This is a genomic window from Mucilaginibacter sp., assembly GCF_039925265.1.
Taxonomy (GTDB): domain Bacteria; phylum Bacteroidota; class Bacteroidia; order Sphingobacteriales; family Sphingobacteriaceae; genus Mucilaginibacter.
Map to the genome: position 1 here is coordinate 1 of NZ_JBDSZG010000046.1, position 18041 is coordinate 18041.

The 18041-nt window shown below is 43.9% G+C and carries 16 protein-coding genes; 2 read left to right on the forward strand and 14 right to left on the reverse strand.

What is annotated here, in order from left to right; genetic code table 11:
- On the forward strand, nucleotides 1-185 hold a 185-nt coding region (locus tag ABIX36_RS20375; RefSeq protein WP_348084015.1), incomplete at its 5' end, for a hypothetical protein.
- A 444-nt stretch (nucleotides 186-629) separates the two neighbouring features.
- Here the strand turns inward: ABIX36_RS20375 and ABIX36_RS20380 are convergent.
- The 14 genes from ABIX36_RS20380 to ABIX36_RS20445 all read right to left on the reverse strand — a co-directional run bounded on the left by ABIX36_RS20380 (nucleotide 630) and on the right by ABIX36_RS20445 (nucleotide 17373).
- On the reverse strand, nucleotides 630-1046 hold the full coding sequence (locus ABIX36_RS20380) for a DUF5655 domain-containing protein (protein ID WP_348084016.1): 417 nt from the start codon (nucleotides 1044-1046) through the stop codon (nucleotides 630-632).
- Nucleotides 1047-1822: 776 nt separating this feature from the next.
- The gene (locus ABIX36_RS20385) at nucleotides 1823-3343 is read right to left on the reverse strand and encodes a hypothetical protein (protein ID WP_348084017.1); all 1521 of its coding nucleotides are present in this window, start codon (nucleotides 3341-3343) and stop codon (nucleotides 1823-1825) included.
- 364 nt (nucleotides 3344-3707) lie between these two features.
- On the reverse strand, nucleotides 3708-3977 hold the full coding sequence (locus tag ABIX36_RS20390) for a helix-turn-helix domain-containing protein (RefSeq protein ID WP_348084018.1): 270 nt from the start codon (nucleotides 3975-3977) through the stop codon (nucleotides 3708-3710).
- 77 nt (nucleotides 3978-4054) lie between these two features.
- A complete protein-coding gene (locus tag ABIX36_RS20395; RefSeq protein WP_348084019.1) occupies nucleotides 4055-5302 on the reverse strand; it encodes a site-specific integrase in 1248 nt (415 codons plus the stop codon).
- A gap of 537 nt (nucleotides 5303-5839) precedes the next feature.
- Entirely contained in the window at nucleotides 5840-7045 is a 1206-nt protein-coding gene (locus ABIX36_RS20400) for an efflux RND transporter periplasmic adaptor subunit (RefSeq protein ID WP_348084020.1), read from the reverse strand.
- Nucleotides 7038-8246: an HlyD family efflux transporter periplasmic adaptor subunit gene (locus ABIX36_RS20405; RefSeq protein WP_348084021.1), complete on the reverse strand. Its 1209-nt coding sequence runs from the start codon at nucleotides 8244-8246 to the stop codon at nucleotides 7038-7040. The genes ABIX36_RS20400 and ABIX36_RS20405 overlap by 8 nt, the downstream gene beginning before the upstream one ends.
- Before the next feature lie 28 nt (nucleotides 8247-8274).
- Nucleotides 8275-9498, reverse strand: coding sequence for a TolC family protein (locus ABIX36_RS20410; protein WP_348084022.1), 1224 nt, complete (start codon nucleotides 9496-9498; stop codon nucleotides 8275-8277).
- Nucleotides 9495-11390 (reverse strand): efflux RND transporter permease subunit, encoded by a 1896-nt coding sequence (locus ABIX36_RS20415; RefSeq protein ID WP_348084023.1) that lies wholly within the window; start codon nucleotides 11388-11390, stop codon nucleotides 9495-9497. Before ABIX36_RS20415 ends, ABIX36_RS20410 begins: the two co-directional genes overlap by 4 nt.
- Nucleotides 11387-12661 (reverse strand): efflux RND transporter permease subunit, encoded by a 1275-nt coding sequence (locus ABIX36_RS20420; RefSeq protein ID WP_348084024.1) that lies wholly within the window; start codon nucleotides 12659-12661, stop codon nucleotides 11387-11389. The genes ABIX36_RS20415 and ABIX36_RS20420 overlap by 4 nt, the downstream gene beginning before the upstream one ends.
- Before the next feature lie 45 nt (nucleotides 12662-12706).
- Nucleotides 12707-12955 carry a heavy metal-binding domain-containing protein gene (locus ABIX36_RS20425; RefSeq protein ID WP_348084025.1) on the reverse strand — a complete coding sequence of 83 codons (249 nt, stop codon included), beginning with the start codon at nucleotides 12953-12955 and terminating at the stop codon, nucleotides 12707-12709.
- A gap of 89 nt (nucleotides 12956-13044) precedes the next feature.
- Nucleotides 13045-13413 (reverse strand): hypothetical protein, encoded by a 369-nt coding sequence (locus ABIX36_RS20430; RefSeq protein WP_348084026.1) that lies wholly within the window; start codon nucleotides 13411-13413, stop codon nucleotides 13045-13047.
- Nucleotides 13414-13466: 53 nt separating this feature from the next.
- Nucleotides 13467-15491 carry a copper-translocating P-type ATPase gene (locus tag ABIX36_RS20435; RefSeq protein ID WP_348084027.1) on the reverse strand — a complete coding sequence of 675 codons (2025 nt, stop codon included), beginning with the start codon at nucleotides 15489-15491 and terminating at the stop codon, nucleotides 13467-13469.
- A gap of 118 nt (nucleotides 15492-15609) precedes the next feature.
- Nucleotides 15610-16854, reverse strand: a complete 1245-nt coding sequence (locus ABIX36_RS20440) for an MFS transporter (RefSeq protein WP_348084028.1) — start codon at nucleotides 16852-16854, stop codon at nucleotides 15610-15612.
- 42 nt (nucleotides 16855-16896) lie between these two features.
- Entirely contained in the window at nucleotides 16897-17373 is a 477-nt protein-coding gene (locus ABIX36_RS20445; RefSeq protein WP_348084029.1) for a rhodanese-like domain-containing protein, read from the reverse strand.
- A gap of 47 nt (nucleotides 17374-17420) precedes the next feature.
- Between ABIX36_RS20445 and ABIX36_RS20450 the strand changes: the two genes are divergently transcribed.
- A complete protein-coding gene (locus ABIX36_RS20450) occupies nucleotides 17421-18041 on the forward strand; it encodes a class I SAM-dependent methyltransferase (RefSeq protein WP_348084030.1) in 621 nt (206 codons plus the stop codon).

The window sequence follows — 18041 nt, forward strand, 5'->3', positions numbered from 1 at the left end:
TGCTTCTACAGCATTTGCTACACGTCGAGGGTGGTCAGTTTGTCCCGGAATCCCCTGGTCAGTTTGCCCCGGAATTGGTGGTCAGCTTGCCCCGGAATCAGGTGGTCTGGTTCATCAGAATCTCCAATATCACGCTCATAATTTTCATTCGATTTACCGTGGATATGCCGGTAGTTAATGACTAAGCCCCTGTTGATATTTGCCATGTTTCGGTTCTATGATTAATAGTAAAGTTAAGATTATCCCCGCCTGTAATACCATCCCGGAAACAAATCCCGCGCAAGTGCCTGCCTGCCGGATGAGCGCGATGAAACAGTCGTATAGCGCAGCTTACGGTCTGTTTTGGACTGCGGGTCGGCCATACGGCAGGCCGGCTCTTGCCTCCTGCCCGAACCTGTTGAATGGATGAGCGAACGCGAAGCAATGAACTGGGTGCAGGGTAGCTATTCCCCTCATCATTAACGCCCCTAAAGAGTAGATCAGTCCCGGAATGCATCAGGATAGCAGCGGCATCCATCGCAGAAGATACAGCGGATAGCCCGGCCGGCGGAAGAATGACGTTTCGGGATGCCAGAGTGACAAAAGGGTTAACAGTTTTGGATAACAATACTTCGCCTTACCGGAACAACTCAAACCGTTTTTGTTCGCATCAATTCATACGATTCCCTCAGATAAACAAATAAGGCTGGCCGGATATCATCGAGGGATTCTACACGAATATGGTTCTCGAACTTTTTGCCGGTAGCCGAACTTTTCAACACAGGCTTTTCTGGGTGCGCTGCGGCAGAATAGAACTTAATGTCAAGCCATTTCTTCATCGGCCGGATAATGAGAAAACCGACACGGCGCGTAAAGACAATACAATTCGGCGTAACACCGACGAGTACTTTAGGCCAGTCCGCTACCTCGGCAAGGATCTTGTCAAACGCCAAAACCAGTTCCGGCGACCGTCCCTCAAACAAACTGTCCAGACTGACCCGCGCACAATAATGGCGGTAATCATTCCAGGGCAGTTCACGGTCACAATTCGGGCAGGTCCAGCTCATCTTTGCATGTTTTTAAAAGCACAGCCAAAACTATGCCGCCAGGGGCCTTCCACATATTCCCAGAGATCGAGACCAATTGTACTTACTGCGAACGGCTTGAAAAGGTCTCTCAGTTTCAGCAGTAGTTGTCTGGAAGTCTCCGGCATCACTTTATTCTGAATAACGATATGCGGTTCTTATCGTTCGAAAGAGATAAAGAACAACAACTATAGTTAGCGCTTTGTCAATTTTTAAAGTACCGGCGGCGAAGGTACTTTTTGATATTATCTTTGTGTATCCGACAGGATAACAGTAGTTCTTGCATTTATATCAGTATTTATATTTGGTTACCCTTCGCCAACATTTTTTCAATTGGTGATGGGCATAATTAGTGTAAACGGTTTTGTAGAAAAGCTGGATTTGAAGGATATGAAAATATCAACTTTGATGTACAGCTACCCGGCTCTGATAACTTATCAGTTTGCCATGGGCATAATTAGTATTAACGATTTTGTAAAAACATTAAATTTAAAGGATATGAAAAAAAACATAATAAGGTGGATTGGGGTCGTTGCGGGGATGCTTCAAAAAAGTTGATCCTGCTGAGCAGATGCACGAACGAATTATCATAACACCCCGGGGGTTCGAGTCCCTACATCTCCACTAAAGCCTGTCCCCTTACCGGGACAGGCTTTTTGTTTTTAAAAATGCCAGTGTACAATTCCAAACCATCCCCCGTGCCCCATTACAAAGCTTAGCGATTCCCGTCCGGCCGATGTGCGTTCTGTATTCGCTGATTAACTCCGTTTAGGCAATGTGATCGGAATTCCGACCTTTAAACCAAAACCCATGTTCCGCTGGCGGAAGTCATCGATCGGCTCTGCCTTGTTTGTCTTAATGGTGGTTCGCTGCGAATCAGTAAAGTCTTCGTAACGAAAGTAAGTGATGACAGATAGTACAGTTTTATCCTTTTCTCTGTTATTGACGTTAAAAATAAAACCGCCCTCTGCGCCGATCTTCCAGGTATCATTTTGCCTTCCTGCGATAGCGGGAAGCTTAAACAGATCACTTTGGGCTACATTCCCTGATAAATATAAGCCCGGGCAGGAAGATGCCAGCGGAAGCAGATAAAGTTCTACGGTACCCTGCTTCATAAAAGCAGACTGTATATCGCTGTTATTATATGCTGAGCCGGTTTTCGACTTCTCGGTTACAGATGTGCCGTAAATAAACATGGGATTCCTGGTCTCATAGTTATAAGCCGTCAAATTAGCCAGGTTGTTACTTTGAGAAAGAGACAAGGCCCCTCTTAAAAATACACCAAGCTTTCCCGGATTGACCCAATATTGATTCAAGGTAAGGGATGCACCGTATGACCAGCGGTAACCTGATTTAAAGTAAAGTGAATCGCGCCCTTCAAATAAGGTATAGTACTCATTGGCTTTGTCCGTTTTAACAAAAGGAGAAAATGTTAACCAGAGATAGGATTTTTGTGTCCATATAGTGCTGGCATTAGCGATCACTTTATTAACCTTATCAGCGGGAAGTCCGTCAAAGGCCTTTTTTTGTTTCAGGTACAGCAATACCACATCATTATTGAAAGTGGCCGGGTCCATCAGTCCGGTTTTTGCATCATTTTTAGCCGGCGGCAAAATGGCCATAATGGCGTCCAGGGATTGATCCGTCTTAATGACTAAACCAGATTTGCGGATAAGTTTGGGTATCAGATATGCTGCAATGCTTTTTTGCGCCTCAATATCTACCGTTACCTGCGGTAGTGTCTTAGGCTGATTCAATATGCCCAGATGATGATTATAAAGTGCTGTTACGACGTAAAATGTATCAATTGATCTGCCAGCCTGTTCAAACACAAGTTCATTCTGCGCTGCTAATATTTGCTTTTTAGGCCCGTTCGTTTGCTTAGGGCCAAACTTTGCGCTATTGTGTAAGGTAATAAAATGCCACGACGGCCTGAACTCGAAAGCGGAGCTCGCGCTGTTCAGGCCTTTTAAAAAACTAAAGTTCTTGTCAGTAACGCCGCCCTTTAGTTCAAAGCTGAAAATATCCCAGGGGACTTTAGAATTTTTGGTAGGGAACACGGCAGAGATCGTTCCTTCCGGCTTGGATACATCGATCTTAAATCCACTGACCGGCGTGTTTTCGCCTGTAATGGCATAAGTGATATCATCGACGATCATTTTGGTGAATATAGAATCGGGGATCAGTTGGCTTTTCTGCGCAAAACCCGGGGCTGTCAGAAGGATAAACCCTACGGTAAACCAGCTTCTGATCAGTTTGATAAGTAAGTTTTTTTTCATGAAAGGTGATTAAGGTTGTCTAAAGTTAACGATATGAAATTAAAGAACTCAAAATAACTTCTTCCGGGTGTTTTCACGGTAATTTTTTTTCAAAACCTGAAACTCACCTGCGTACCCGTATAGTGATCATAGGATGGGATATAAAGTATGTAGTTATACTTTACAAGTTGATTAACGCAATTATGGTAGGTTGAAATTGAACTTATTTTAGCGAGTAACATCATTTCGCGCCTGGTAATTTTGAAATTCGCATGTTTACCGCTTTTGATCCAAGTTACAAATAAGGCAAAAAACAGGCTGATATGCGATTGTAATAACCTTTCGTCATTAAGCACTCTCAGCGATAAACGAAAAAACGGTCCGTTCACTTTCCCCCACCTTCCATTAGGAGTTCTATGTCCTTCCTTTTATAATAGATCAGGCTACCTATTTTGGTATATGGCAAATTATGCTGAATCCGGAGACTTTGCAGGGTACCTGCGGATATATGCAGCAATTTGCGAACCTGACTGGTTCTTAGCCATTCATCCGATACTTTATCGGTTGTAGAATTATTTAATATAGTCTTAAATTCCGTAATCAGCTCTTTTTTGAACTGGACGAGATCTTCTTTTGTAATAATTTCTGCTGCCATAAACTTATTTATGGCAGCAAAAATCCTGGCTTTAGTCCGCCTGAATTGAGGAGGTCTTCTGTACTACAGATAAATAATTATTGCTGAACCAGTTGCTGTTCTTTTGGCCCCACAGCCATTTTTCGCTTTAACTGCATCATATCTTCACTAACTTTAACGTCAAGGATCTTTGCATAATGCTGTGTCTGTTTCAGGTTTTTGTGCCCGAGCATTTTAGAAACGGATTCTATGGGGACACCGTTACTAAGTGTTATGGTAGTAGCAAAGGTATGCCTTGCGATATGGAAGGTTAGCACCTTATTGATACCACAAGTATCTGCGATTTCTTTCAAATAAGCATTCATCTTCTGATTACTAAGAATGGGCATTACAGTTCCCTTAACCATACACACGGGATGCTTATCATATTTTCTGATAATGGCCTGTGAGACCGGAAGTAATGGAATTTTTGAAATGGTGTCGGTTTTCTGACGGGTGGTGTCAATCCATTCTTCCCCGTCTATACCTATAACGATCTCTGTGCGCCGTAGTTTCTGAACATCTGCGTAAGCAAGGCCGGTATAGCAACTGAAAAGAAATATATCCCTGACTATGGACAAACGGTCAGTAGGGAATTCCTTCTCAGAAATAACAACCAACTCGTTTTCGCTGAGGTAGGGCCGTTGTATATATCTTTTGGCTAAGCTGAATTCAGAAAAAGGATCTTGCCTGATCCAGTGCCGCTTTACACAAAGCAGAACTATTTTCTTAAAGTAAGTAAGGTATTTGATGGTTGTATTATGCTGGCATTTTCTTTCTGATTTAAGATAGAAGGAAAATTGGCTTATAAATTCGTAGTCCAGTTTTCTGATATCAAGGTCAGGTGCATCATACTTCCATAAAATAAATCGCCGGACATGCAGGAGCGTTCTTTCAAACAAATCCAGTGTGCCGGGTGAATATTCCTCCGGCACCAATGCTTGAATCTGCAGGTTATGAGCCTGAAATTCTTTAAGAATATACTTCCGGTCATCAACACCCAGCAGGCAGTTTTTTATAGCTAACGCAGTGATATCTTTATTGGCATCGATAAGAGCCCGTCGCGCATCATGAACCTTACTGGACAGCAGGTCAAGGTATAGATTAAGCGATTTGGCATCCTCCTTAGAACCGGCAGCTCTGCCGCTCCTGCTGTTCCAGCGGTTGGGGTCCCAGGTACGTTTTGCTGAAATTGCAATTGGATCGCCGTCAACGGTGATCCTTAAATAGATTTGGTATGGATCATTGTCTTTGTAAAACTTTGGTTTTTTCAGGTAGACCAATAAACTGAAGGTTTTCTCTAACATAAAATGCTGAATTAAGAGTGAACAAAATTCGACTCACAGCACTTACAAAACAAGATGTTTTATAATCGAACATCCTTATTGCCAATTAGTTATGGCACTTTTAGAGAGTAGTAAAACCAAAATCAAGTACTCCTTAAATTACTCTTTTTTATTTTGGGCTTATATGAATGATTTGTGATAGTAGCAGAAATAAAAAAGCCTCTAAATCAACGATTTAGAGGCTTTTGAAACCCTTTGATATTGGTCTTAGCGGTGAGGGAGGAGATTGAACCCTCGGTGTGTTCAATATGAAACGGGCTTAAATGAACAATATTGATAGGTTTATGAAAAAAATCAAACTAATAAATGCTATTCGACTACAAACAGTAACAAATTAAATGAGAGTAATTTGGAGATTAGTTCAATTACATCAAATAACTATCTAATTAACAGGATTTTATATAATACATAAAACAACAAAAACACTTCGAACCTAAAATTCTTTAACGAAGAATTCGACACAATTTAGATTGCTTTATGAAATCTTCCTATAGCATCTTACATTTTCATCCCGGCCATACTATTACCATTCCCGTTTTTAAAAATTGCTTCGCTATTCAGTAAGTAAGCACCATTAATGACGACCACATCACCGGCATTTAAGCCCGATAAAATAGGTACATAGTTTTGGTTCCCGGTCCCCGTTTTGATCATTCTCGGGGAGAAGCTGCCATTCGTATTTTTAACCCAAACCATGCTGCCCTTACCACTGGTCAGGATAGCCGAAGCCGGCACCGCTAAAGACCGGTTATTCCCGCCGGCTATCGCGATATAAGCCTGCATGCCCGGCCTGATCAAACCCTGAGGATTAGGAATACTTATTCTGATCAGATCTACTTTGGACGCGTCTGAAAGTTCAGGATTGATAAAGTCTACTTTGCCTTTGATGATGGTACCGCCAAGATCAGGCAGGGATACATTGACCATCTCATTCTCTTTGTAATTGCCGGTTTCACTGGCGTAAAGCTGCGCTTCCACCCAAAGATTGTTTAATCCCTGCGTTTTCAGTACCGTCATACCCTCGGTCACATAATCGCCCTCGTGAACGGCGATGTCACTTACCGTACCGGCAACGTTACTTAATATCGTGGTGGTGGCAGAAACTTTCTGCGTTGTTGCCAAATTCTTGATCTGTGATCCGGACAATCCCCATAATTTTAATTTACTTTCTGCGGCAGTGATCAGTTGTTGATAGTCCACGTCGGGGTTATGCAACACTTTTTGTTGCTGTTTAGCCAATAAGTATTCTTTCTCGGCTACTTGCAAGTCTTCGCTGTAAAGCGCATAGACCGGCTGACCTATGGTGATCTTTTCGCCAATAGCCCGGATAAACAATTGCTGTACCCGCCCGGCCAACCTGGCACTAAACTCCGCTGATGTATTTTCATTGGTAGTGACGGTTCCCGTCAAGGTTTTCTCGTTGCCGGTGTTTTCTTCCCGGATCGTATCTGTTTGTATCCCTGCCAATTGGATCTGCGTTGCGTTCAAAGTGATCGTGTTCGCGCTGGCAGCATCATTGAGTTCGACCTTGATCAGTTTCATCCCGCAGATCGGACAGTTGCCATCATGGTCTTCATGCACCTGCGGATGCATAGAACAGGTATAATAGGCTTTTTGCTGTTGAATCGCTGTCTGCTTTGGCTTTTGTTGGCAGGCTGCAAAAAACAGAGCCAACAGCAGGGTTAATATTTTGAGGTTATTCATGACCTTTAGTTTTAAGAAAGCTTTCACTATCTGTTAAATATTGGGCATTGATCGCCAGGCTGTCTGTAACGGCCAATCCCTTGACGATCTGCATTTCGTTTCCATTGACCGCTCCGGTATTGACCTCATGCGCCCGGTATAAGGCACCGGATTTTAGCCAGACTACTTTAGAGCTGCCTAAATTAATGATAGCTGATCTGGGTATCCATAAGCCATGTTTGGTGCCGGTTTGTATTTCGGCTTTGACCAGGCTGTTTACTTTGAGGTCATGATCCATATTATCGAGATACACCCGGATGCTGGTGGTCTTATCTCCATTTTGTAAAGCAGGTTCTATAAAATCAACTTTCCCCGCTATTGTTTTTTCAGGCTTATCTGTCAATATCAACTGAACTGCCTGGTTTAGTTTTAAGCTTGCTATGACTGATTGATCAATTTTCAGGATCGCCCAGAGCTTGTGCGGGTTGACCACATTAAATAATGTCTGGCCTTTCGCTACATTCATTCCTTCTTTAATGGCTAAAGGCAGGTTGTTGGCAAAGCCAGCCACCATCGGCGCATCGCCACTGACCTGGTCATGCGGCGTATCATGTACATGGCCCTCGTAGGGACTAAAAACCGGCAAACTGTAAAACGCTTTACCTGTTTTAACCACCTGGGTAACCTGCTGCCGGGTCATACCTGACAATAAAAGTTTTTGTCTGGCCGCGTTGATCAATTCCGTTTCCTGCGCCGAGTTTTTGCTCAGATAGATCAGATCTTGCTGTGCGCTAACTAAGTCAGGACTATAAATATCAAAAATACGCTGCCCCGCACGGATCTCCTGAAAGGCGTACTTGATGTACAGTTTTTCGATACGACCAGAAAATCGCGAAGCGATATTATTGAACGTCCGGGTATCAAAGTCTAAATAACCCTGTGCAGTTATTTTGGTCGGCATATCTTTCTGTACCGGGGTGATCGCCTCAACATTAGAAATTACAGTACTGTTGACCGGCTGCAAAACTGTATTCAAGCTAATACCTGCACCCTCGCTGGCCTGGCCAGATCTCTTAACCAAGGTCATCCCACATATCGGGCAACTGCCGGGATGATCTTCCATGATCTGCGGGTGCATCGGGCAGGTATATTTTACATCGCTTTTTACGGCGGTTGCAGCTGACGCCGGTTTTTTATTTTCGCAGGCGGTTACCACCAGCATGATGGCTAATGATAAGGTTAAAATACTTTTAATACTTTTCATATTCCCTTTCATAAGCTACCTGTAACGTTAATAATTCCTGTAAACGGTCTAATGCCGCCATCCTTGCTGTTTGCAAACTTTTGATCCCGTCGAGTACGGATGGCAGATCACCGGTGTTTTGCTCGTAAGCCAGTAAGGCGGTTTTATACGTATTTTGCAGAGCAGGAATGATGTTTTGGTTATAGTTCCTTAATTGCCTTTTTTTGCTGCTCATATCCGTTCTTAGTCCCGCTAATCGCCCTTGTGCCTGGTTAAGTATGTCCCTTTTCTTTTGTTGTAATTCTTCCACCTCGTACCGGATACCTTTCAAATTGGCTTTATATTCTTTAGAAGCCCAGGGTACGATCGGGATGGTGACCGAACCCATTAAGACATATTGATTGGCCATACCACCGTAGCTTTGCATGTGTGCTGCTTGTACGCCAAAGTCTGGCTTGCGCCTGGCGTACTCCATTTGTGAGTTCAGTTGCTGTAATTCGATATTCCGGTTGATTCCTTTGATATCACTTCTTTGGTTAGTAAGAATAGCTGTATCAGTAATATTGGTTTCGTAATCTTTTAATACGAGCGTTGTATCCACCGTAAAAGTGGTTTGCTGCGACCGGTTCATCAGTGTATTGAGCATGATGTTCCTTTGGCTGATCTCATTATTCAATTGGTCACGGGTATTATCCAGTTCAAACAGGTCAGCTTTAGCTTTATAAATATTGGGCAGTTTTTCCTTGCCGTAGGTCAGCCGGATATTGGCATCCTTCAGCATATATTCCAGCAAATTTTGTGTGTTCTGCAATTGCACTAATTTCTGTTCCAGTACCACCCGTTCATAGTAATATTGCCTGGCTTGCGCGAGCAGTTGATTTTTCAGGTAGTTTCTATCTTCCTTCGTGATGTTGGATAAGCCTTTCAGGTAATCTTCTTTAGCCTTAAGCTTGGCCGGGTTGGTAAACATCTGCTCTGCCTGGATCATAAAGGAGCCGCCATTGGGGTTAACCTGGTAGGGCACCTGGTATTGCCCGGCGCTGATCTTTGGCGCATCCAGGCTTTTTGCCCCGGTCGCATAAGCATCCTGCGCGCTGCCTTTGGCATCATAAGCCAAGAGTGCCGGGTTAGCGGCCATACGGGCTAAAACACTGTCTAAAGGCAGGCGCTGTGCGTTTGCAAAAGTGGCTGCACATAGTAAACCTGTTAGTATGATCTGATATTTTTTCATGATTCCTTTACCTCCAATACTTCCAGCTTGCCATATTTTTTGAGTTCGTATTCTTTTACCATCAAAAAGATGAGCGGTGTAACCAATAAAATATGGGTTGAAGAAGTTAATACCCCACCGATCATCGGCAAGACTATAGGCAGCATCACATCGCTGCCCGTCCCGGTTGCCCAAAGCACCGGCACCAAACCGAACAAGGCTACGCAAACCGTCATCAGTTTTGGACGCAGGCGTTTCACCGCGCCGTTCATCACGTAGAACCTTAGATCTTCTTTAGTGATCGTTTCCTTCGAATTACCTTTTAGTATCACCAATTGCTGCATGGCATCATTCAAATAGATCACCATCACGATACCCGTTTCTACGGCGATCCCAAACAGGGCAATAAAGCCGACAGCTACGGCAACCGATAGATGCACCCCGAAAAAGTACACCATGTAAGCGCCGCCTATCAACGCGAATGGAATAGAGATCAGGCTGAAGAATGCTTCTCTTATAGAATTGAAAGCGAAGTAAAGGCAGGCAAAGATGATGATGAGCACGACGGGTAAAATCATTTTTAAAGTATGTTCTGCCCGGATCAAATTTTCGTATTGCCCGCTCCATTCGATATAATATCCCTTGGGCAACGTTTTGACGAGGCTATTGAGTTTATCCTGCGCTTCCTTTACGGTACTACCAAGATCACGGTCACGCACGTTAAATAAAACTGTACCCCTTAACAGCGCATTTTCCGATTGGATCATGGCCGGGCCATCGCTGATCTTAATATCCGCAACGGACGATAAAGGTATCGGGCCATTATTCATCGTTTGCACCAAAGTTCGTTTGATCGCCTCCAGGTTATTACGGTAATCCTGCGCCAACCTGGCATTGACGCTAAAACGCTGCCTGCCCTCGACGGTCATGGTCAGATTCATTCCGCCTAAAGCACTTTCCACTACTTCGTTCACATCATCCACACTCAATCCATAGCGGCCGATAGCATCCTTATTGACCTGTATATCCAGGTATTTGCCACCGGTGATCGGGTCGACATATAAGTCCTTTACGCCATTTAACCCGACTAATGCCTGTTTCATTTGGGTGGCCAAAACATTGATCGTGTCCAGGTTCTGCCCGTAGATCTTCAATCCCACATCCGTACGGATACCGGTAGAGAGCATATTGATCCGGTTAATAATGGGCTGTGTCCAGCCGTTCACTACACCGGGAATTTGGAGTTTGGCGTTCAACTCATCGATGATATCTTCCTTTTTTATGCCCGCGCGCCACTCACTTTTTGGTTTTAGCAGCACGATAGTTTCCGTCATACTGATGGGGGAATTATCGGTAGCGGTATTCGCCCTACCTGCTTTGCCCAACACATTAGCTACTTCGGGTATGCTTTTGATGATCTTATCCTGTACCTGCAACAGTTGTTTAGCCTGTGCATTGGATACATCCGGCTGGGTAACCGGCATAAAAAGGATAGTTCCCTCATCCAGCGGTGGCATAAATTCACTGCCTAAAGAAAGCAATAAAGGTATGCTGACGAGCAGGGCAATGATATTGATCCCGATAGTTGTTTTGCGCCATGTTACGCACCAGTTGAGTATTGGCCTGTAAATTCTTTCCAGTCCCCGGTTGAGCGGGTTATGGTCGTCGGTTCTTAATTTGCCTTTCAGGAAAAAGGAGATCAGCACCGGTGCCAGTGTTACTGCCAAAATAGCATCAATAGCCAGTATAAATGTTTTCGTCCAGGCTAATGGGCCAAACAACTTGCCCTCTTGCCCTTCCAATAAAAATACCGGCAGAAATGAGGCTACGATGATCAGCGTAGAAAAAAACACGCCCCGACCCACCTGCTTACAGGAGGCTTCTATGATCTTGATTCGTTCTGCTGTGGTCATGACTTTTCTTTTACTTGTGCAATGGATAAATTCCGGTGCGAGTTTTCTACCATGACGATCCCGTTATCTACGATCACCCCGATAGCTAAAGCAATACCGGTGAGCGACATGATGTTGGATGATATGCCAAACGCATTGAGCAAAATAAAACTGGCCGCGATGGTGATGGGTATTTGAATAATAATGCTGAGCGCGCTTTTAATACTTAACAGGAATAGAATAACGATAATAGACACCGTGATCATTTCTTCGATAAGCGTGTGTTTGACAGAACCCACCGCGTTTTCGATCAGTTCGCTGCGGTCATAAGCGATTTTGAAACTCACACCCGCAGGCAAACCTTTTTGAATATCCGCCATTTTAGCTTTGACCGCATGAATCACTTTATCCGCGTTCTCTCCATAGCGCATCACGACGATACCGCCGACCGCTTCACCGTTCCCGTTGCGGTCAAAAATGCCGAGGCGTTCATCGCCGCCCATTTGTACCGTAGCCAGATCTTTGATCCTGACCGGTATCGTATTGTTAACACCGACAGCAATATTTTCTACATCGGATAATGACTTGATATAACCCAGGCCACGCACAATATAACCGGTGCCGTTCATTTCAAACTTGCGCCCGCCCACATCATTGTTATTGCTTTTGATGGATTTGAGTACCTGTGACAGCGGAATATTATAATAGTTAAGTTTATTGGGATCAATGCTTACCTGGTACTGCTTTTCAAAACCACCAAAGGAAGCGACCTCGCTCACACCCGGGACCGTTTGTAAGCCCAGTTTTACATACCAATCCTGCAAAGCCCGCTGCTCGCCCAGATCCATATTCTTGGTATCCAGCGTGTACCACAGAATATGCCCGACACCGGTACCATCCGGCCCGAGCGTTGGGGTAATGCCCGGCGGCAATAAACGCTGCGCATAATTCAGCCGTTCCAGTACCCGGCTTCTTGCCCAATAGACATCGGCCTTATCTTCAAATACAATATAAACAAAACTCATCCCGAACATGGAGGTCGCACGGATCGCCCGAACTTTGGGAATACCTTGCAGGTTGCTTACCAGCGGGTAGGTAACCTGATCTTCCATTACCTGCGGGCTGCGGCCCTGCCATTCGGTAAATACGATCACCTGGTTTTCCGACAGGTCGGGAATGGCGTCAATGGGGTTCTCGCTTACCGCGTATACGCCCCAGGCAAAAAGCCCGATAGCAGCCAGCAATACGAGATACCTGTTTTTTAAGGACAGGCTTATCAATTGGTTGATCATCTTAATTGATTTAATCAGCCCCGCATGTTGCGGGGCTGAAATGAATTACATTTTCATTTTTCCTGCCGGTTTCTTTTTATCGACCTTTTTTACCAGCGTCATACCGCATTTAGGGCATTTGCCGGGTTTATCACTCAATACTTCCGGGTGCATGGTACAGGTGTATTGTACTTTGGCAACAGGCTTTACCTTTTTGGTTTTGGTGGTATCAGAAACAGGGTTAGTTATGTGTGCGGCAAAAACGGTCGCGGCAGAAAACAAGATGGCAACAGCCATCAGTATTACTTTTTTCATGGGTTTAAAATTTAAGAAATGAATAAATAGCACAGGCAAAAACCTATACGGAATTATGAATTAAGATGGATCACGAGGGGAAATACAGGTCAGATCCTGTAGGCGCAGTTTAAAGTATAGATCGGTGTAGCTGGGCATCCTGGTGGAGCGTGACTTCGATAGCCTATTGCCGCAATTTGTTCACTTACAGACACATCAGCATTCCAAGCGCTTTCTGGAGGCAGGATCACCGGTGAAAGATTGACTAAAGCAAAAGAAGCCGCGTTAACATGCGTATCCTTTACCTTAAAAGACTTCACATCATTTTTGCAGCAATTATCTTTATCTGTATGATCCGCAATTGCATAGGTTAGTTTAACCGATGCGAGTTTACCGCAGCAATAAAAACGGTTCACCCCGATACCCACGCAGGATAACAGGTAAATTGCCGTTAATAAAATAAGCGCGGAGCGTTTCATTGATACGAATATACTTATTAATTTATAGTAACTGTTTATTCCAACTGCCGGGACTAAGATTTTACTTTTAACAGACTCGCGTTGATCGCCACCACGACTGTACTAACCGTCATCAGTACTGCACCAGCCGCCGGACTTAACACAATGCCCTGGTTATACAACACACCCGCGGCCAGTGGTAAGGCCACCACATTATAACCGGTCGCCCAGGCCAGGTTCTGTATCATTTTACGATAAGTCGCCTTACCAAACAGGATCAGGCTGACTATATCTTTGGGATTACTATTCACCAAAACGATCCCGGCAGTTTCTGCGGCTATATCGCTGCCTGAACCTACAGCGATCCCAATATCAGCCTGGGCAAGTGCAGGTGCATCATTAACACCGTCACCGGTCATCGCTACAAATTCGCCCTTGCCTTGCAGTTCTTTGATTTTCTCTAACTTCTGATGTGGCAACACTTCTGCAATAAAACTATCCATGCCTAATATTTTACTTACGCTGGCGGCTACTTTTTGGTTGTCCCCGGTTAGCAGGATGGATTTGATGTTTTCTTCCTTTAAGGTTTTAATAGCTTCTGCAGATTCGGGCCGTATTTCATCGGATAAGGCAATATATCCCGCCAGCTTTTGATCGATCAATACAAATACTACTGTTTCGGTGTCATTAGCGATAAATCCATCCGGTACAGCTAATTTATTTTCATTCAAATAGCCAGGGCTGACGACCAATAGCTTTTTGCCTTCCACGGTGGCTTCAACTCCCTGGCCAGTGATCGCCTTAAAGTTTTCGGCTTGCGGGATTGTTAGTTTCAACTCTTTAACTTTTTGCAGGATACCTGTCGCGATAGGGTGTTCCGATTTTTGTTCTAATGCCGATGCTAAACGTATGATTTCATTTTCATTGAGGTCTTTTTGTAAGGAAACCACTTTTGACACTTCAAACTTCCCAACGGTAAGCGTACCGGTTTTATCGAATACAATGGTGGTGATCTTCCTGGCATTTTCAAAAGCGGTTCTGTTTTTGATGAGTAAGCCATGCTTAGCCGACAAGGCAGTTGATTTGGCTACGACAAGTGGTACCGCTAAACCCAAAGCATGGGGGCAGCATATAACGATAACGGTTACCATTCTTTCCATCGCGAACGCTAAGGTCTGGCCTGTTAGATACCAATATAGGAATGTGCCGATGCCCGTAACTAACGCGATAACGGTTAACCACTTGGCGGCGGTATCTGCTAAAAGCTGTGTCTGAGATTTGGATTTTTGTGCATCGTCCACCAATTTAACTACCTGGGACAAATAGGAATCTTTGGCCGCGTGGGACACGGTTACCTTAAAGGAGCCATTTCCATTGATAGAACCAGCGATTACTTTATCGCCTTTTACTTTTAATACCGGCTTGGATTCCCCGGTCAGCATCGATTCATTCAGGTAACTTTCGCCTTCCAGTATGATCCCGTCAGCCGCGACTTTCTCGCCTGGCTTAATTAGGATAATATCATTTTCTTTCAGGGTATCGGTTTTTACATCATGCACCATGTCCGGCATGACCATATGTGCATCTGCCGGCATAAGCTGTACCAATAACTCCAATTCATTTGACGCGCCCATAACCGAACGCATTTCTATCCAGTGCCCCAATAACATGATTAAAATAAGGGTAGCGAGTTCCCAAAAGAAATCCATCCCTTTCAAGCCGAATACAATAGCCACACTATAACTGTAAGCAACGGTAATGGCAAAGCCGATGAGGAACATCATGCCAGGATTTTTTGCCTTTACTTCAGCTACTAAACCCGTTAAAAAAGGCCAGCCACCATAAACAAATACGATAGAGGATAAAGCAAACAAAATGTAGGACGACCCTGTGAACTGCCAGTTAACACCCATAAAATGCTGTATCATCGTTGATAACAGCATAATTGGAATGGTCAATACCAGTACTACATAAAACCGCTTTTTAAAATCGGCGATCATCATGGCATGGTGTTCATGCTCCGACATGCCCATGTGCGGATCATGACCTTTGTGCATTTTACTATGATCCATCCCTGCCGTCATTTTTTCCATATGCATTTTACATGAGTTTAATTGATAGATCAGTTTCCCGATCTTATTCTACCGCATAGCAAAATTGCAAATAATTGATTACCAATTAAATGACGACCATCATATTATAAAATGTCCCCCATTGTCATTTAATGCTGACTAATTTTCGCTGCGATAATAAAGTTACACTTAATAAAAGCGCAGTTAAAATCCCTCCATATAAAAAATCCTTGCCCGGATAATGGCTGCCCATAAAGCCCGCTATAGGATAAGCGACGGCCCACCAAAGGTGCGAAAAGGCAAAGTGCGATCCATAAATCTTGCCCTGTTCATTTTCGGCAATATTTTCACCGATCAGGGTTTCTGATGGCATTTCCGCAAGGCTTTGGCCCAGGCCGGCAAAGAGCCATAATACCAGCATTACCGGGTACCCAACGAAATTGGTGATGGAGATGGTGATCGCCAACACCGTCGCGCCAATAATCAATGATAACCTGCGTGATTTGGTTTTATCTAGACTGCCGGCCACAAATGCTGCAATACTGGCACCTATACCAAAAGCAGCCATTATCCAGCCATAGTGCTTATCATCCAGGTGTAGTCCGCTCTTAATATGTCCTACGGTATTCACCAATATTTGTGCTCCCGCAATCGCTGAAACAAATTCTATGAGCAATGCAAAGCGGATCAGCGGATTTTTAAACAAGAGCCGGATCCCTTTGATCGCATCATGCCAGGCGGTGAATGCCTTTTCATTTTTCTTTATGGCGTGCTGTAGTTTGGTTGCCGGAAGCATCAATATCAGAATAGCGGCGATAACGAACGAAACTGCATCAATAAAAAAGATATCTTTTGCGCCAAACCACACCGCAAGTATCCCCGCTAAACCGGGGCCTAATACGCCTAAGATCTGAAAAGTTGCTGTAGACAAACCTACTGCCTGCCTGTAATTAGCTTGATCTACCACTTGCGGTATAACTGCGCGATAGGTAGGCGTAAAAAAGGCATTGAATATGTTAAGTAAAAAAACAAGCACGTAGATCTGCCACTCCTGATCCACAAAAGGCAAACACGCGACAATCGCCATTCGGATAAAGTGAGTCACGTATAGAATAGTTTTTCGACTCATGCGGTCAGCCAGCACGCCCGCGAAGGGCGAAAAGATAATAAAGGCAGTAACCCGCAGGGTTAGCGCTGTCGCTAAAATAACAGCTGATTTTTCTTTACCAAACTGATAGGATAATAAAGCCAATCCAACCCAGGTAAAAGCGTCACCCAGTAAACTAATGGATTCAGCAAAGTATAATATAGAGAATATCCGATTTTTTAAGACCTGAAAGGATTCTTTTAGCGCGTTTAGTAATGACGTGGACCTGACTGCTTTATTCATTATTTAACTTGGATCTTTTGGATAAAGACAGCCGGATTTATATTAGCTTCCTGCTAACGGATAACCTTTACCGATCCAATTGGTTTGCAGGTTAACGGGAAGGTTTAACAGCTTAACATTGGTAAACCCCATTTTCTTCAATTCCTGGAAAGCAGGCCTGATGTTAGGGCATTTAGGAAAAGGACAGCAACCGCAGTAAATAACGATCCCTGTATTTTTAGGCAGCGTGGCCACCATACTTTTTAACGCTTTCAGATTTTCTGATTTACTAGCCGCACCAATATGTTTAGCTCCTTTAATATCTTCAACCGCACCTATATTTATTATTAACGGAAGGGTAGCCGTGTTTGCTTTGATACTGGCAGCAAGTGCAGCAGGCTCTATTAGTTCACTGTCTGTCCAGGGATAATTATTCAGAACGGCAGGTAAAGCTACCGGGGATGTCTGCGCTTTGCCTGTTGACACCCATAGCGCTGCTATGATAAGGCAAAAAGTTGTTAGGTGTATTTTATTTTTCATTTAGGTGAAATTATGATGACCTTTATTACCGAGATCGGATTTTATTCATGAAAGATAATCAAAAAGCACACTGGGAGAATGTTTATTCCAATAAAACTTCTGAAGAGGTAAGCTGGACACAGGCGGTGCCCCAAACATCTTTGGATTTTATTCACGGGTTTAAGCTATCTAAAAGTTCGAGTATCATTGATATTGGTGGGGGCGATAGTAAACTGGTAGATTTTCTTTTACAGGAGGGCTTTCAGAATATTACCGTTTTGGATATCTCCGAAGCCGCGATCAACAAAGCAAAAGCCAGGCTTGGCGAACAAAGCAAATTGGTTAAGTGGGTAGTTTCTGATATTACCGAGTTTAAAACAGATGAGCATTTTGACCTGTGGCACGACCGTGCTACTTTCCATTTCCTGACCCGGGAAAGCCAGGTAGCAGCTTACCTGAAAATAGCAGGCGATGCAATCAGTAGCTATATGGTTGTAGGTACATTTTCAGAAAACGGGCCGGAAAAATGCAGTGGCCTGCCTATAAAACAATATACAGAAGATCAGTTAAGATCCCGGCTACAAAAAGACTTTGAAAAGATCAGATGTATTAATGAAGACCATATTACGCCTTTTCAAACCAAACAAAACTTCCTGTTTTGCAGCTTTAAAAAGCAAAGTGTCAATTAA

What these genes read in the sequence shown, in the direction of transcription:
- ABIX36_RS20380 (WP_348084016.1), bottom strand. Translation starts at nt 1,046, where the DNA reads ATGAGCTGGACCTGCCCGAATTGTGACCGTGAACTGCCCTGGAATGAT.
- ABIX36_RS20385 (WP_348084017.1), bottom strand. Translation starts at nt 3,343, where the DNA reads ATGAAAAAAAACTTACTTATCAAACTGATCAGAAGCTGGTTTACCGTA.
- ABIX36_RS20390 (WP_348084018.1), bottom strand. Translation starts at nt 3,977, where the DNA reads ATGGCAGCAGAAATTATTACAAAAGAAGATCTCGTCCAGTTCAAAAAA.
- ABIX36_RS20395 (WP_348084019.1), bottom strand. Translation starts at nt 5,302, where the DNA reads ATGTTAGAGAAAACCTTCAGTTTATTGGTCTACCTGAAAAAACCAAAG.
- ABIX36_RS20400 (WP_348084020.1), bottom strand. Translation starts at nt 7,045, where the DNA reads ATGAATAACCTCAAAATATTAACCCTGCTGTTGGCTCTGTTTTTTGCA.
- ABIX36_RS20405 (WP_348084021.1), bottom strand. Translation starts at nt 8,246, where the DNA reads ATGCTGGTGGTAACCGCCTGCGAAAATAAAAAACCGGCGTCAGCTGCA.
- ABIX36_RS20410 (WP_348084022.1), bottom strand. Translation starts at nt 9,498, where the DNA reads ATGAAAAAATATCAGATCATACTAACAGGTTTACTATGTGCAGCCACT.
- ABIX36_RS20415 (WP_348084023.1), bottom strand. Translation starts at nt 11,390, where the DNA reads ATGACCACAGCAGAACGAATCAAGATCATAGAAGCCTCCTGTAAGCAG.
- ABIX36_RS20420 (WP_348084024.1), bottom strand. Translation starts at nt 12,661, where the DNA reads ATGATCAACCAATTGATAAGCCTGTCCTTAAAAAACAGGTATCTCGTA.
- ABIX36_RS20425 (WP_348084025.1), bottom strand. Translation starts at nt 12,955, where the DNA reads ATGAAAAAAGTAATACTGATGGCTGTTGCCATCTTGTTTTCTGCCGCG.
- ABIX36_RS20430 (WP_348084026.1), bottom strand. Translation starts at nt 13,413, where the DNA reads ATGAAACGCTCCGCGCTTATTTTATTAACGGCAATTTACCTGTTATCC.
- ABIX36_RS20435 (WP_348084027.1), bottom strand. Translation starts at nt 15,491, where the DNA reads ATGCATATGGAAAAAATGACGGCAGGGATGGATCATAGTAAAATGCAC.
- ABIX36_RS20440 (WP_348084028.1), bottom strand. Translation starts at nt 16,854, where the DNA reads ATGAATAAAGCAGTCAGGTCCACGTCATTACTAAACGCGCTAAAAGAA.
- ABIX36_RS20445 (WP_348084029.1), bottom strand. Translation starts at nt 17,373, where the DNA reads ATGAAAAATAAAATACACCTAACAACTTTTTGCCTTATCATAGCAGCG.
- ABIX36_RS20450 (WP_348084030.1), top strand. Translation starts at nt 17,421, where the DNA reads ATGAAAGATAATCAAAAAGCACACTGGGAGAATGTTTATTCCAATAAA.